Source organism: Algibacter miyuki (assembly GCF_030409805.1).
Taxonomy (GTDB): domain Bacteria; phylum Bacteroidota; class Bacteroidia; order Flavobacteriales; family Flavobacteriaceae; genus Algibacter; species Algibacter miyuki.
The window spans coordinates 681,586-695,842 of record NZ_JAUFQP010000007.1 but is presented as its reverse complement, the minus strand read 5'-3'; the positions used below and the strand labels follow the sequence as shown (position 1 = coordinate 695,842).

General features: G+C 30.2%; 14 protein-coding genes and 1 tRNA gene. 5 read left to right on the top strand and 10 right to left on the bottom strand.

Annotated features, from left to right (window positions below):
- Positions 1-24 precede the first annotated feature (24 nt).
- From QWY92_RS06035 to QWY92_RS06025, 3 genes are read right to left on the bottom strand one after another with little or no spacing between them, the layout of a single operon-like run.
- On the bottom strand, positions 25-468 hold the full coding sequence (locus QWY92_RS06035) for a GNAT family N-acetyltransferase (protein WP_290269339.1): 444 nt from the start codon (positions 466-468) through the stop codon (positions 25-27).
- A gap of 35 nt (positions 469-503) precedes the next feature.
- Positions 504-1,418: a cation diffusion facilitator family transporter gene (locus tag QWY92_RS06030; RefSeq protein WP_290269337.1), complete on the bottom strand. Its 915-nt coding sequence runs from the start codon at positions 1,416-1,418 to the stop codon at positions 504-506.
- Entirely contained in the window at positions 1,419-1,853 is a 435-nt protein-coding gene (locus QWY92_RS06025) for an RpiB/LacA/LacB family sugar-phosphate isomerase (protein WP_290269334.1), read from the bottom strand.
- A 1,095-nt stretch (positions 1,854-2,948) separates the two neighbouring features.
- On the opposite strand from QWY92_RS06025, the gene rnr reads away from it, so the two are divergent.
- Positions 2,949-5,153: a ribonuclease R gene (gene rnr, locus QWY92_RS06020; RefSeq protein WP_290269332.1), complete on the top strand. Its 2,205-nt coding sequence runs from the start codon at positions 2,949-2,951 to the stop codon at positions 5,151-5,153.
- Between the two features lie 273 nt (positions 5,154-5,426).
- On the opposite strand, the gene QWY92_RS06015 is transcribed toward rnr, so the two are convergent.
- On the bottom strand, positions 5,427-5,957 hold the full coding sequence (locus QWY92_RS06015) for a sigma-70 family RNA polymerase sigma factor (protein ID WP_290269330.1): 531 nt from the start codon (positions 5,955-5,957) through the stop codon (positions 5,427-5,429).
- A 369-nt stretch (positions 5,958-6,326) separates the two neighbouring features.
- Here QWY92_RS06015 and QWY92_RS06010 point away from each other — a divergent pair, with 369 nt between their 5' ends.
- The 3 genes from QWY92_RS06010 to QWY92_RS06000 all read left to right on the top strand — a co-directional run bounded on the left by QWY92_RS06010 (position 6,327) and on the right by QWY92_RS06000 (position 9,998).
- The gene (locus QWY92_RS06010) at positions 6,327-6,626 is read left to right on the top strand and encodes a heavy metal-binding domain-containing protein (protein WP_290269328.1); all 300 of its coding nucleotides are present in this window, start codon (positions 6,327-6,329) and stop codon (positions 6,624-6,626) included.
- 113 nt (positions 6,627-6,739) lie between these two features.
- Positions 6,740-7,414, top strand: coding sequence for a head GIN domain-containing protein (locus QWY92_RS06005; RefSeq protein WP_290269326.1), 675 nt, complete (start codon positions 6,740-6,742; stop codon positions 7,412-7,414).
- 160 nt (positions 7,415-7,574) lie between these two features.
- A complete protein-coding gene (locus tag QWY92_RS06000; RefSeq protein ID WP_290269324.1) occupies positions 7,575-9,998 on the top strand; it encodes an ATP-binding protein in 2,424 nt (807 codons plus the stop codon).
- Here the strand turns inward: QWY92_RS06000 and QWY92_RS05995 are convergent.
- From QWY92_RS05995 to QWY92_RS05975, 5 genes are all read right to left on the bottom strand, one after another.
- On the bottom strand, positions 9,991-11,331 hold the full coding sequence (locus QWY92_RS05995; protein ID WP_290269322.1) for a sigma-54-dependent transcriptional regulator: 1,341 nt from the start codon (positions 11,329-11,331) through the stop codon (positions 9,991-9,993). The two genes, QWY92_RS06000 and QWY92_RS05995, sit on opposite strands and share 8 nt — an antisense overlap.
- A gap of 114 nt (positions 11,332-11,445) precedes the next feature.
- Positions 11,446-11,778 carry a hypothetical protein gene (locus tag QWY92_RS05990; protein ID WP_290269320.1) on the bottom strand — a complete coding sequence of 111 codons (333 nt, stop codon included), beginning with the start codon at positions 11,776-11,778 and terminating at the stop codon, positions 11,446-11,448.
- 38 nt (positions 11,779-11,816) lie between these two features.
- A complete protein-coding gene (locus tag QWY92_RS05985) occupies positions 11,817-12,161 on the bottom strand; it encodes a hypothetical protein (protein ID WP_290269319.1) in 345 nt (114 codons plus the stop codon).
- A 37-nt stretch (positions 12,162-12,198) separates the two neighbouring features.
- Positions 12,199-12,543: a hypothetical protein gene (locus QWY92_RS05980; RefSeq protein ID WP_290269317.1), complete on the bottom strand. Its 345-nt coding sequence runs from the start codon at positions 12,541-12,543 to the stop codon at positions 12,199-12,201.
- A gap of 36 nt (positions 12,544-12,579) precedes the next feature.
- A complete protein-coding gene (locus QWY92_RS05975; RefSeq protein ID WP_290269315.1) occupies positions 12,580-12,924 on the bottom strand; it encodes a hypothetical protein in 345 nt (114 codons plus the stop codon).
- A 465-nt stretch (positions 12,925-13,389) separates the two neighbouring features.
- Here QWY92_RS05975 and QWY92_RS05970 point away from each other — a divergent pair, with 465 nt between their 5' ends.
- On the top strand, positions 13,390-14,070 hold the full coding sequence (locus QWY92_RS05970; protein WP_290269313.1) for a LysE family translocator: 681 nt from the start codon (positions 13,390-13,392) through the stop codon (positions 14,068-14,070).
- Between the two features lie 91 nt (positions 14,071-14,161).
- Here the strand turns inward: QWY92_RS05970 and QWY92_RS05965 are convergent.
- Positions 14,162-14,232, bottom strand: a tRNA-Cys gene (locus tag QWY92_RS05965).
- Positions 14,233-14,257: the final 25 nt, after the last annotated feature.

Sequence of the window (14,257 nt, the reverse complement as noted above, 5' to 3'; positions counted from 1 at the left end):
CCATAAATACATTAGCTAAAATATTTACTCTTTTATCATGGCAATGTGCGGAATACCATCTTCTAAGTAAGATGCTCCAATTTCAGAAAAACCTAAATTATTATAGAATTTTTTAAGATATACCTGTGCTGAAATTTTTATAATACTTTGGTTAAAATGCGTCTGTATTGCATCCGCGGAAGCATTCATAATATCGTAACCATATTTATGCTGTCTTTCATTTTTAGCCACTACTACCCTACCAATACTGGCTTGTTCGAAATAATCGCCTGGTTTAAAGATACGCGTATAAGCAACAATATTATCATTTTTAATTCCTAAAACATGCAATGCTTTTTGATCTTTACCATCAATATCTTGATAAACACAATCTTGTTCTACACCAAAAACTTCGCTACGTAATTGCAATAAATTATATAATTCTTGCTTGGTTAATGCTTCGAAGGTTTTTACTTCAATTTTAATCATAAAACGGGTAATTGGAGTTATTAACAATTGGGGATTTAATCTTGAACTATAATATCTTTAGAATCGTTTTTATCGAATTCTGGCTGAATAGTAACGTGGTTAATATCATGATTTTCATGCAAATAAACTTCTATCTGACTTAAAATAGCATCGAACTCAGTTATTAACACATTTTCTTCTAAATCTAAATGTGCCTCTAAATGTAGCTCATTATCACTTAAATTCCAGATATGCACATGGTGCAATAATTTCACCTTTTCAAACTTATTAACATCGCTAACAAGGCTATTAATATCAATATGTTCGGGTGTAAATAGCATCAACATTTTGGTAGAAGTCTTTAAAAGATCGAATCCAACCCAAATAAGGTACAATGCAATCAAGAATGTTAATAAACTATCAACCCAAAAAAGCTGGTAATATTTCATTAATAAACCACCAATAAATACGGCGACACTAGCCAACATATCGGTTAATAAATGGATATAAGCCGATTTTATATTGATATTATTTTTAGCATCATTTTTAAGTAATAAAACGCTAAACCCATTACCAGCAATAGCTAACAACGCTAAAACAATAACTAAATTAGACTCAATACTTTGCGGATTTTGAAATCGCAGCACAGCTTCTCTTATTAAAATAACGGCAACAATAATTAAAGTAGATGCATTAATGAAAGCTGCCAAAATTTCGGCACGTTTATAACCAAATGTGCGGTGCTCGGAAGCTTTCTTTTTAGATAATTTAGAGGCTGCATAACTTACTACTAACGATATAACATCGCTAAAATTATGCAGCGCATCACTCAATAAAGATAAACTACCCGAAATTAAACCACCAATAACCTGAGCTACCGTTATAACGATATTTAAAAGAATAGAAATCAATAGATTTTTATCCTTCATATCGTGATGGTGTGTGTGACTATGCGAATGGTTATGCGCCATTTAGCAAGATACCGGAATTTTATCGATACGGTTTTGGTGACGACCACCTTCGAATTCGGTGTTTAAAAATACATCCACCATTTCTATAACTTGTTGTACGGCAGTAAAACGCGCTGGTATACATAATATGTTAGCATTATTATGACTACGTATTAAATGTACAATTTCTTTATTCCAGCATAAACCAGCACGTATGCTTTGGTGTTTATTAGCTGTCATAGCCACCCCATTGGCACTTCCGCAAATTAAGATACCGTAGGTTGATGTTTTGTTTACAACATCGGTAGCTACAGGATGTACAAAATCGGCATAATCTACACTATCATTAGAATCGGTACCATGATTGTTAATAATATATCCTTTAGCTTCTAAATGTTTAGTGATAGCTACTTTATATTCTGTTCCTGCGTGATCGTTTCCTATAGAAATTGTCATTTTTAATGTATTTTTGATATGGTTGTGTTTTATACCTACTTATATGTTCAAATAAGTACTACTTATACACAAAGGTAGCAATTATTAACAATGTGCATTACTATATTCATTACTTGTTAATAAGTGTTCATTAGTTTGTAAAAGAAAAAGCTTGAATATCCAATAATTTTCACAATCAGTAACATATACTTAACATGCAAATAAGTTAGCGTAAATTTTTGGTTAAGTTATTGCACCTAAAAAGGGTAGTTTTTAGAATTGTTAATAGCGTTAGTTATTAAACATTGTTGTTAATACACGTTATTAACAATTGTTAATAGCATTTTTAAAAAGCTTAAAAAATAACGAGTTAACGTATTTTTTAATGTTCATTTAGTATCAACAACATTCAATAAGATACAAATCAAAATAAAGCTTGTAAAAGTTATACCGCTATTAACACACTATAATAAGCACTATTATTTTTTTTAAATTTAAAAGAAAAACTGTTTATATATATATATATGTGGATAACTCTAAAATTTAAGGAATTCTGAATGTTTTAAACAAAACTGTAGATTGAATATATAATTATTGTTTTACTTAAAATACTATTAAAAAAAAGAAAAGGCTTTAAAGTATATTCTGCTTTATATTTTTTTAATTGAATAACTGATTTATTGAACAAAGGATTAAATACTAAGATTTATTAAATAACTTTTGAGTGTATATAACTTAGGATATTTATTTTAGTTAAACTTAGAGCTTATATGTAAGTATTTGAAAAATAGATATTTATGATTTATAGATAGGCGAGTATTATAATATATGTATTTAATCGGTTAAAAATAACTTTTAATCGATTATTAATATTGAGTTGTTATAGGTATATATAAATCTAAGAACAGTTTTAAAAAACTCACATATTTATGTTTTTTTTTATGTTAAAAAAACAAATTAAAAAGCATTAATTTTATAGGATTAACCTTAACAAAACATCCATTTAATATTAAAACCGTAGCTTTGTAAAAATAAATAGCGCATCTTCTCCTAAAATTACGCTATTAGATAACAGAATTTCCATTATCTTAGGAAATCCAAATGATTACAAATTAAATGACAAGAAAGAAAAAAGGAAAATCCAAAAGTAAAGGGATTTCCAACCTATCAAATACTATTTTAAGTATATTAAAAAAAGAAAGAAACCAGACTTTTAACTATAAGCAAATTGCAGCCAAAATAGGTGTTAACGATGCCAGTAGTAGAAATCAAATTATAAAAAAACTTCGCGAGTTACAAGGTAAAAACGACATTGAAGAAGTAGAACGCGGTAAGTTTAAAGCCGTTATAAATGCAGAATATCATACCGGAATTTTAGATTTAGCAGCACGAGGTAATGGTTATATTATTTGCGACGATTTTGAAGACGATGTTTTTATTGCCGCAAACAATATCAACAAAGCATTAAATGGTGACGAAGTAGAATTTTACGCTTATAAACGTAAAGTACGTGGAAAAATGGAAGGTGAAATTACCAACATTATTAAACGTGCTAAAAGTGAATATGTTGGCGTAATCCAAATTCACGAAAAAAAGAATTTTGCCTTTGTAGTTTGCGATAGCAACAAAATGAGCAAAGATATTTTTGTGCCTATTAATAAAATTAATAAAGCCGAAGATGGCGATAAAGTACTCGTTTCATTAGAAGATTGGCCAGAAAAATCCGATTCTCCTAACGGAAGAGTGATAAAAGTACTCGGTAAACCAGGCGAGCACAACACGGAAATTCATGCCATTTTAGCCGAATACGGCTTACCAATGGAATTTCCTCATGAAGTAGAAGAGTTTGCTAATAATATAGATACTACAATTACTGAAGAAGAAATTGGAAAACGTCGAGATATGCGTAAAGATTTAACCTTTACCATAGATCCAAAAGATGCTAAAGATTTTGATGATGCCTTATCTTTTGAGGTGTTAGACAACGGTTTATACGAAATAGGAATTCATATTGCCGATGTTTCACATTATTTACAAGAAGGTACCATTTTAGACGATGAGGCTTACGAGCGCGCTACATCGGTTTATTTAGTAGATAGAGTAGTGCCTATGCTTCCAGAGGTTTTATCGAATAACGCTTGCTCGCTGCGTCCACACGAAGAGAAATTAACCTTCTCTGCAGTGTTTCAAATGAATGATAAATGCGAAATTAAAAACGAATGGTATGGCCGTACGGTAACGTACAGTGATGCACGTTTTGCTTACGAAGAGGCGCAAGCCATTATAAAAAGTGGGACCAATACCATTCCTAAAGAAGTTTCGTTAACAGGAAAAACTTACAAAGCCGATCAAAAAGTTGCCGATGCCATTTTAAAAATGGACGATTTAGCAAAATTAATGCGTGGTAAACGTATGACGTCTGGAGCTATTTCTTTCGATAAAGTAGAAGTAAAATTTGACTTAGACGAAAATGCAAACCCAGTAGGAGTCTTCTTTAAAACCAGTAAAGACGCTAATAAATTAATTGAAGAATTTATGTTATTAGCAAACCGAAAAGTATCGGAATTTGTTGGTAAAAAAGATCCTAAAAAAACCTTTGTTTACCGTACGCACGATGAGCCAGACGATAGCAAACTAGATAATTTACAGAATGTTGTGTCTAAATTTGGTTACAAATTAGATTTTAAAGATCGTAAATCTGTATCAGCATCACTTAATAATTTACTTAAAGATGTTAACGGTAAAAAAGAACAAAACCTGGTCGATACTTTAACTATTAGAACCATGAGTAAAGCCGAATATACAACCAAAAATATTGGGCACTACGGTTTAGCTTTCGATTATTACAGTCATTTTACATCGCCAATTCGTCGTTATCCAGATGTTATGGCACACCGTTTATTACAACAGTATTTAAATGGTGAAAAATCGGCAAACCAAGATGTTTACGAAGAAAAATGTCAGCATTCCAGCAACATGGAAGGTTTAGCAACTAGAGCCGAGCGCGATTCTATAAAATACATGCAAATTAAATTCATGCAAGATCATCAAGATGAAGAATTTTTGGGTGTTATTTCTGGAGTAACCGATTGGGGAATTTACGTAGAAATTATCTCAAATAAATGTGAAGGTATGGTAAGTGTTCGCGACATGAAAGACGATCATTACGCCTTCGATCAAGATACTTACAGTATGGTTGGTAGCAAAAATAAAATTTCTTACCAGCTTGGAGAAGAGATTATTGTGAGTGTTAAAAATGCCGATTTAGTTAAAAAACACTTAGATTTTCATTTAATAGGCAAGCCAGAAAATCAAGAATAAAATAAGTTGGGCGTTACTCTAACCGCGCTTTTAAGGCGCAGTTAGAGTCGGGCTTTCACTACTCAATCTTTTTGTTTTTCAAACGAAAACAAAAAGGATTTCAAACAAACCGTTCAATCCCTAACGCACATATTTACTGTGTTTCAGGGTATTCGAATGGTTTTTTTATGTCCTGTTTTTTCATTCGCACACTAGGTGGAATCTTATAATCAAGCTCATTTTCTTTTTAAAAAAAAATCAGTTTGTGATATGTTTAAAGGCTTCACGAAGTTATTAACAAGGATTACAAATGGTACAATTGGGCTCACCAATTAAGTTTCCATTTTTATCCAATTCATATTTACAACAGGCTTTAAAATTTGTTTTCAAAATCTCTTTAGATCTTTTTATTCTAGCCTTTACATTTTCTAGACTTATACTCAAAGTGCTTGCTACTTCTTTTTGTTTTAAGCCTTTAATGTAAACCAGCTCAATAACATCCTGGTAAATTTTGGGTAAATCGGTTACAAAACGATCAAAACAACATACTTCTTCATTAATCTCTAAAGGAATTTCTTTATTAGTATTTACTTCTTTTTCTGCATAAACAACCTCTTTATTAAAGTGATTTATAATTTCATTTCTAGCAATCTGAAAAATCCAAGCTTTTACTTTTTCTTCATTTTTAAGTTTATCTAGATTTTTATGAATTTTTAAAAAGGTATTTTGGAAAATATCATTGGTATCGTTTTTATTTTTTACTTTTTTCAGAATAAAAAAATAAAGCTCATCATTAAATTTGTTCCAAATATTTTGAGTTTCCATATTCAAAAGTAAAAAAAGGTTAGCCTTAAAACTAACCTTTTATAGGGTTTAACAACAGTTACATGTATCGCAATTGCATTTGTCGCAAGGGCATTTACTTTCTAAACAGTTTGTGCAGTTGCAATTTGTACAACTACAATTTGTGCATTTACAAGTATTCATAGTTTTTAAATTTTATTATTCACTAAGTAGACTGGCGAAGGTTAAAAAAGATACATTTTTAATTCGGTTTAATTATTTTTTAACATTTTATTTCAATTAAATATAGAAATTATAGAGCTTGTTTTTTCAAGGTATATTTTCAAAAATTAGTAAAATAACTGTAACTTTTCGCTTAAAAAGAATACTTATAAACAAAACGATAAACTTATGATTTTAACAACAACAAATACTATTGAAGGACACAGCATTAAAAATTATTTAGGTGTTGTAAGTGGCGTAGATGTTAATATGCCAAAAACTACAATTTCGTTTAATATGGAAAAATATTACGAAAATTACGAGAATAAAATAAATGAAGTTAAGGAAGAAGCTTTTCAAAAACTACAAGATAATGCTTATAAGTTAGGAGCAAATGCTGTTGTTGGTATTGCTTTAGATATTGAAACTATGCCTACTTCGGGTATTATTATAGTCTCTATTACGGGTACGGCGGTTATGGTAGTTTAGTTATAACTTTACTTATGGAATGATAATGTTTTGCTAAAGTTATTTATTGCGGAATAATTATTGATAGTTTTACGTTTTATAATAAACAAGATCAAAACAAACAGAACATACTCATGAAAACAATAGTTAAAATTTTAGTGCTTTTTATTAGCACAAGCATATTTGCAAATAATACAATAGAAAAAGAAATAGGCGAATTTAAAACCTTAAAAGTATACGATTTAATAACGGTAGAACTTGTAAAATCGGATACCAATAAAGTGGTTATTACTGGCGAAAATGCAGAAAATGTAGTCATTGTTAATAAAAACGGATTACTAAAAGTTAAAATGAATTTAAACGAAATATTCGATGGTAATAAAATAAAAGTGAAATTGTACTATACAGCAGTAGATCTTATTGATGCAAACGAAGGGTCAAAGATATTTTCTAAAGATGTTATTAAGCAATTTGAAATCGATTTAAGAGCTCAAGAAGGCGGTTCTATAGACGTACCATTAGAAGTTAGTTTTACCAATATTAAAGCCACTACAGGTAGTGTTATTAAAACAACAGGAACATCTACAAATCAAAAAATTACAATTTACACTGGCGGAATTTACAAAGCTGAAACGCTTAAAACCACAAAAACTGAAGTAGCTATTAAAGCGGCTGGAGAGGCGCATATTACAGCTTCCGAGGAAGCTGATGTTAATATTAGAGCCGGTGGCGATGTGTATATTTACGGAAAACCAAAGAATGTTACCGAAAATACAGCGTTTGGTGGGCGCATTAATTATGTAGATTAAGATAATTTCTTTTAAATAAATATTATAAAATTCATGTGGTTAAAATTTTAACTGCATGAATTTTATTTTTTTAAGGTAGTTGCTAAGTTGTATATTATCGTATATTTTTTATAAATTAGAATTAAACGGGTTTTAAAAAGCTAAACAACAAGTATTCTTTATGAAATATGCTAAACGTACTATTACTTTTAAAGTTATCATTGGGTATATTATCCTGGGTGTTTTGGCTACAATTTCGGGGTTTTTAATTTTTCATGAAATAAAAACATTTACAAGTTTACAGAAAGAAGATATTACCGATCGAAGTAAAATTATTAGAGCAGGAAGTTTAATTGCAGATATTTATGAAAATGAAAGTTTAGCCAGAGCTGCAATTCAGTTAAAATCTTCGGAAAAATTTGACGAGTATGTTTTTGAAAATGAACAACTTATTTTAAAAATAGATTCGCTTAGATCACTTATTAACAGTGATAGCCAACAACATATTTTAGATAGTATTAAAGTTTATGTAAATCAGAAGTTTGAAAATATCAAAGAGTTAAAAGAACTGAAAACCCGCGATAATGCAGATGAATCTATAAACAAAGCCATTAATAAACTCACGTCTATAGATTCTCATTTAGGCAAGGTTTCTATAAACGATTTAGTTAAAAACCCTGATGCTTTAGATAAAAAAACACGCTTAAATTTTGAGGAGTATGTTAAAATACTTAATAAATATAGTCCTAGAGATTCTATTAAAAAAACAGACCAAATAGAAATAGATTCGTTACTATCTGTTTCAAAAAGTATGCTTAAAGATGTGCAGATTAAGTCAAATAATCAGCGTGTATTTTTACAGAAAAAAGAAAGTGAACTTATTCAAAACGATTTAATAATTTTTAGAAAACTACAACAATTATTAAGTGCCTTAGAGCGAGATATTGTAGACTATAGCAATGTTATTAATCAACAAAGAGAGTTAACAATTAATCGTAGTAAAAATATAATATTAGCATCTGCAGCTATAAGTTTTATTGTTATTATTATTTTTTCAATTATCATTTTAAACGAGTTTAGAAAAACACAACGTTATCGAAAACAACTCGAAGAAGCTAATGAAACCACATCATCACTTTTAAAAAGTAGAGAGCAATTAATTTCTATGGTGAGTCACGATTTACGTACGCCTTTAAGTACTATTACCGGGTTTAGCGAATTACTGCAACAATCGGTTTTAGAAAAAAAAGATAAAAATTATATAGAACATATTTCTAGTGCTTCCAATTATATGGGGAAACTGGTGGACGATTTATTAGAGTTTTCGAAACTAGAAAACGGAAATATTACCATAGAATCTATTGCTTTCAATTTAGAAAATCATATAGAGGAAATTGTTCAGCATGTAAAAAATAGCGTAAAAAATAAGCCTGTTGAATTTATTTTAGAACATGATCAATCTATAGAAAACCTTATCATTACCGATCCATTTCGATTAAAACAAGTGTTGTTCAATTTGGTTATTAATGCATATAAATTTACAAACGAAGGTAGTATTACCATATCAAGTTTACTAAAACAGGAGGTATTAGAAATTAAAGTTAGCGATACCGGAGTGGGGATTAATGATAATCAAAAGGAACACATTTTTAAAGAATTTGCTCAAGCTGATAATAATCAAAATAGTAATGACAAAGGGTTTGGATTAGGTTTAACCATCTCTAAAAAATTAGTTGAAATTTTAGGCGGAGATTTAACTTTAGAGAGCGAATTAAACAAAGGCAGTATATTTACTTTAAAAATACCTGTAAAGCGTTCTAATAAGCCTCTAAATGCGAACAACACATCTACAGAGGTATTAGTAAAACCTATTTTCAATTTAAAAGCCATCGTTGTTGAAGATGATGCGTCTATGCGAAAATTTATTCACGACGTTTTAAAACAATACGGCATACAAGCTTATGTGTTTGGAGACGCAAAAAATGCTTTAGATGAAATAAAACAGATTGATTTCGATTTTGTTTTAACCGATATTCAGTTGCCAAAAATGAATGGTATACATTTTATGGAAATTCTTAAAACAGATGCTTCTTATAAAAATCAACCTATAATTGCGATGACCGGAAGGGCAAAAATGTCTACTAAAGATTATTTGAATAGTGGTTTTTCCGAAGTGATACTAAAACCATTTAATTCTAGTAAAATTCAACATGTTTTAGAATCGTTTTTTAGTAGTGAAGGTACTTATATTAAAGAAAAACGGATTACTGAAGAATCTATAGAACCAGAAGGATTTAGTATTGTTTCGTTAAGTACTTTTTTCAATAATGATACCGATGCAGTTAAAGGGATATTAACAACGTTTTTAGATGACACTAAGAAGAATTATGAGTTATTAGTTGTTGCAAAAAACATCAACGATATTGAAACTATTAATAGCCTAAGCCATAAAATGCTTACAATGTTTAAACAGTTAAGTGTTGACGCTGTTATTCCTTTTTTAGAAACCTTCGAATTGCGTAAAACTATAGAAAATAACGATTTTGAAGCTTTTAAAAAGGAGCTAGAACAGTTTATTAAAGCTTTAGAAAATTATATTAATTAATATCGTATTCCTTTATTTTATTATAAAGTGTTTTTCTAGTAATATTCAATAATTTGGCGGCGTTTGTTTTATTATTATTTGCTTCTTTTAAAGCATTTATAATAAGTGTTTTTTCGTTTTCTTTTGTTGAAAAACTAGCGTTACTCTGCACCGTTTCTTTAGGTTGTGTTAACTCGCTAGGTAAAACATTGGTATCAATAAGTTCCGTTTGTGTTAGCAAGGTGGCGCGTTTAATTACATTAGATAGTTCTCTTAAATTACCAGGCCAGGCGTAATCTAAAAATATATTAAGTACACTTTTAGAAAAACCAATAACCGATTTGTTTAATTGTTTATTAGCTTTTTCTAAGAAGAAATCGGCATATAGAATTAAGTCGTTATGTCTTTCTTTTAGGTTAGGTATTTTAATAGAAAATTCATTCAATCTATGGTATAAATCTTCACGAAAAGTGCCTTTTTCAACAGCAAGAAGTAGATCTTCATTTGTTGCGGTTATTAACCTAATATCAACATTAATTTCAGTATTACTACCTACAGGTTTTACTTTTCGTTCTTGTAAAGCACGAAGCAGTTGTATTTGATTTTCGTAGGTTAAATTTCCAACTTCATCTAAAAATAAAGTACCACCATTGGCGGCTTCAAAATGACCTATTTTATCGTCTGTTGCACCGGTAAATGAACCTTTTTTATGTCCGAAAAACTCACTTGAAGCTATTTCTTTTGGAATGGCACCACAATCTACAGGTATAAATGGTTTATCTTTTCTTGTACTTTTTAAATGAATTGTTTTGGCTACAACTTCTTTACCTGTACCACTTTCACCCGTAATTAAAACCGATATATCTGTTGGAGCTACTAATTTAATATATTCATTTAAGGTTTTGGAAGCGGCACTAATACCTTTAACAAACTCTGTATTTGTACTATTTTTTGGTTGTTTATTTACTTTTTCAGAAGTACTATTAGTAGATGTTTTTTGTTCTAAAGCATTATTAATAACTTCTAAAACTTCATCGGGATTAAAAGGTTTAGAAATATAATCGAAAGCACCTTGTTTCATGGCTTGTACAGCGGTTGAAACTTCGGCATAACCCGTCATTAAAACAACAGGAACCATATTTTTATCCTTTTTTATTTGCTTTAATAAATCAATACCACTACCATCTGGTAGTCTTAAATCGGTAAAGATTAGATCGTATTTTTGTTTTTTTAATAGGGTAGAAGCGCTATTAATATTATAGCTTAAAGTTACGGCATATTGATGGCGTTCTAAAAAATGTTTTAGCATTTTAGAGAAAGAGACATCATCTTCAATTAATAAGATTTGCTTCATAAAAAAGTATTGGTCTACAAATGTATTAAGTTTAGTGGATAGGTAAATTTTATAAACACAAAAAAAGACGTTTTATTTTAAAACGCCTTTTTTTTAAGAGAGGGGTATATAATACTATTCCTCGGTATCTTGAGCTGGTGCTTCAACGTCTGATGCTTTTAACCAGTTACCATCTTTATCGGCATAAACAACATTGTCCGTACCGTCGATAGTGATTTCAAGTTTATATTGTTCGCTACCGTTTACATAAGCTTTGTTTAAAGTAGCTGTTGAAAAATCTTTAGCTACTGCTGCAGTAACTGCTGCTGGCACGTTTTCTAAAGCAACTTCTTTAAATTCTTCAGTAATAGAAATGGTTGTGATTTCCGATTGGGTTGGGTTGATTTGTAAAGCGTAAGTTGATAATCCACCTGCTACGAATGCTACTGCTAAAATTAATTTTTTCATGATATTTTTGTTTTTAAGGTTTTACTATTTATAAATTATTATTGTTCAATGGTTTCTTCTGTATCTTGAGCTGGAGCTTCAACGTCTGATGCTTTTAACCAGTTACCATCTTTATCCGCATAAACAACATTGTCTGTACCGTCGATAGTGATTTCAAGTTTATATTGTTCGCTACCGTTTACATAAGCTTTGTTTAAAGTGGCTGTTGAAAAATCTTTAGCTACTGCTGCAGTAACTGCCGCTGGCACGTTTTCTAAAGCAACTTCTTTAAATTCTTCAGTGATAGAAATGGTTGTGATTTCCGATTGAGTTGGGTTGATTTCTAAAGCGTAAGTTGATAATCCACCTGCTACGAATGCTACTGCTAAAATTAATTTTTTCATGATATTTTTGTTTTAAGGGGTTACTATTTATAAATTATTATTGTTCAATGGTTTCTTCTGTATCTTGAGCTGGCGCTTCAACGTCTGATGCTTTTAACCAGTTACCATCTTTATCAGCATAAACAACATTGTCTGTACCGTCGATAGTGATTTCAAGTTTATATTGTTCGCTACCGTTTACATAAGCTTTGTTTAAAGTGGCTGTTGAAAAATCTTTAGCTACTGCTGCAGTAACTGCTGCTGGCACGTTTTCTAAAGCAACTTCTTTAAATTCTTCAGTGATAGAAATGGTTGTGATTTCCGATTGAGTTGGGTTGATTTGTAAAGCGTAAGTTGATAATCCACCTGCTACGAATGCTACTGCTAAAATTAATTTTTTCATGATGTTTTTGTTTTAAGGGGTTACTATTTATAATTATTATTGTTCAATGGTTTCTTCTGTATCTTGAGCTGGAGTTCCGATATCTGTCAATTTTAACCAGTTACCATCTTTATCGGCATAAACAACATTATCTGTACCGTCGATAGTAAGTTCAAGTTTGTATTGCTCAACACTGTTTACATAAGCTTTTTTTAAGGTTGCTGTTGAAAAATTTCTAGCTACTGCTTCAGTAACTGCAGTTGGTACGTTTTCTAAAGCAACTTCTTTAAATTCTTCAGTGATAGAAATAGTTGTGATATCCGATTGAGTTGGGTTGATCTGTAAAGCGTAAGTTGATAATCCACCTGCTACGAACGCTATTGTTAAAATTAATTTTTTCATGATTTTATGCTTTTATAATTATTGTAAATTGTTTTACGATGAGTTAATTGAAATAAATGTGCCGTAACTAAAATGAAATCAATTAAAATATGTAATACATTGATAAATAGTAGTTTAATATTTTTTGTAAAATAAACGAGTCATTTCTATTGTGTAAAAAGTGTATAAAAAAGAAGATTATTGGGTAAATATTACCCGAGCTGTTTGCTTAAAGAATGCCAACAAGGTTTTAATTAGTGGTTTATTTTTATTAGAAACAAAGTATGTTACCAGAAATAAAAGTTTTGAGGTGTTATAAAACCTATAAATTACATACCGCTGTTTCTTGCTTATAAAGTAAAGCGGTAAAAACTATTTAGAAATTTGATGTGTAAATAAAAAGGGTGTCTAAAATATTTCATTACTTTGTAATACCATTTATAATACAGACTCTAATTATATTTGGTATAATTTGTTTACAATATTATGTTCGACGATATTTTAACCGCTATTCCCTTCGGAATTATTCTAGCTTTCACCATTGGTCCAGTCTTTTTTGTACTGTTAGAAACCAGTGCTACAAAAGGTTTTAGGAGTGCTTTAATATTTGATAGTGGCGTGATGTTGGCCGATATTATTTTTATATTAGTTGCCTTTTTTAGTACCAATAAACTGCTTGAAAAAATAAAGGACGATCCTAACTTTTTAGTCTTTGGCGGTGTATTGCTATTGGTTTACGGACTTATTTCATTCGTAAAAACATCTAAATCATTCCGTGAAATTGTGCGTGAGTATCATAAAGTTGAAATAAAAAAAGGCTACGGAAAGTTATTTTTAAAAGGCTTTTTACTCAACTTTATAAATATTGGTGTGCTGTTAGGTTGGGTAGCTTTTATTGTTCTGGCTAACTCTTTAACCACATCTAAAAATGGAGTAATCGTTTTTTTAAGTACTATTTTAATTGTTTATTTTATAACCGATTTAGCTAAAATTATAGTTGCTAAAAAACTAAAAAACAAACTAACACCGCGGCTTATTTATAAAACAAAAAAAGTCATTTCATTAGTAATATTTGGCTTTGGCGTGCTGCTTTTGGTACAAGGATTTTTTCCGAAGGAAAAGGAACTACTTAAAGAAAAATTGGAGCAAATTAGTCCGATTAATTAGAGAACTTTGGATTAATTTTTTTCTTAATAATTATAAATAAACGACTACAAATAAAAAAAGCTTCCTAATTTCTTAGGAAGCTTTTTTGTTGAGGTGTCGAGCGGATTCGAACCGCTGTAGCAGCTTTTGCAGAGCTGAGCCTAGCCACTCGGCCACGACACCAAAATTAGTGGACTGCAAATGTAAA

What these genes read in the sequence shown, in the direction of transcription:
- QWY92_RS06010 (WP_290269328.1), top strand. Translation starts at nt 6,327, where the DNA reads ATGATTTTAACAACAACAAATACTATTGAAGGACACAGCATTAAAAAT.
- QWY92_RS05985 (WP_290269319.1), bottom strand. Translation starts at nt 12,161, where the DNA reads ATGAAAAAATTAATTTTAGCAGTAGCATTCGTAGCAGGTGGATTATCA.
- QWY92_RS05980 (WP_290269317.1), bottom strand. Translation starts at nt 12,543, where the DNA reads ATGAAAAAATTAATTTTAGCAGTAGCATTCGTAGCAGGTGGATTATCA.
- QWY92_RS06005 (WP_290269326.1), top strand. Translation starts at nt 6,740, where the DNA reads ATGAAAACAATAGTTAAAATTTTAGTGCTTTTTATTAGCACAAGCATA.
- QWY92_RS06015 (WP_290269330.1), bottom strand. Translation starts at nt 5,957, where the DNA reads ATGGAAACTCAAAATATTTGGAACAAATTTAATGATGAGCTTTATTTT.
- QWY92_RS06025 (WP_290269334.1), bottom strand. Translation starts at nt 1,853, where the DNA reads ATGACAATTTCTATAGGAAACGATCACGCAGGAACAGAATATAAAGTA.
- QWY92_RS06035 (WP_290269339.1), bottom strand. Translation starts at nt 468, where the DNA reads ATGATTAAAATTGAAGTAAAAACCTTCGAAGCATTAACCAAGCAAGAA.
- QWY92_RS05990 (WP_290269320.1), bottom strand. Translation starts at nt 11,778, where the DNA reads ATGAAAAAATTAATTTTAGCAGTAGCATTCGTAGCAGGTGGATTATCA.
- QWY92_RS05975 (WP_290269315.1), bottom strand. Translation starts at nt 12,924, where the DNA reads ATGAAAAAATTAATTTTAACAATAGCGTTCGTAGCAGGTGGATTATCA.
- QWY92_RS05970 (WP_290269313.1), top strand. Translation starts at nt 13,390, where the DNA reads ATGTTCGACGATATTTTAACCGCTATTCCCTTCGGAATTATTCTAGCT.
- rnr (WP_290269332.1), top strand. Translation starts at nt 2,949, where the DNA reads ATGACAAGAAAGAAAAAAGGAAAATCCAAAAGTAAAGGGATTTCCAAC.
- QWY92_RS05995 (WP_290269322.1), bottom strand. Translation starts at nt 11,331, where the DNA reads ATGAAGCAAATCTTATTAATTGAAGATGATGTCTCTTTCTCTAAAATG.
- QWY92_RS06000 (WP_290269324.1), top strand. Translation starts at nt 7,575, where the DNA reads ATGAAATATGCTAAACGTACTATTACTTTTAAAGTTATCATTGGGTAT.
- QWY92_RS06030 (WP_290269337.1), bottom strand. Translation starts at nt 1,418, where the DNA reads ATGGCGCATAACCATTCGCATAGTCACACACACCATCACGATATGAAG.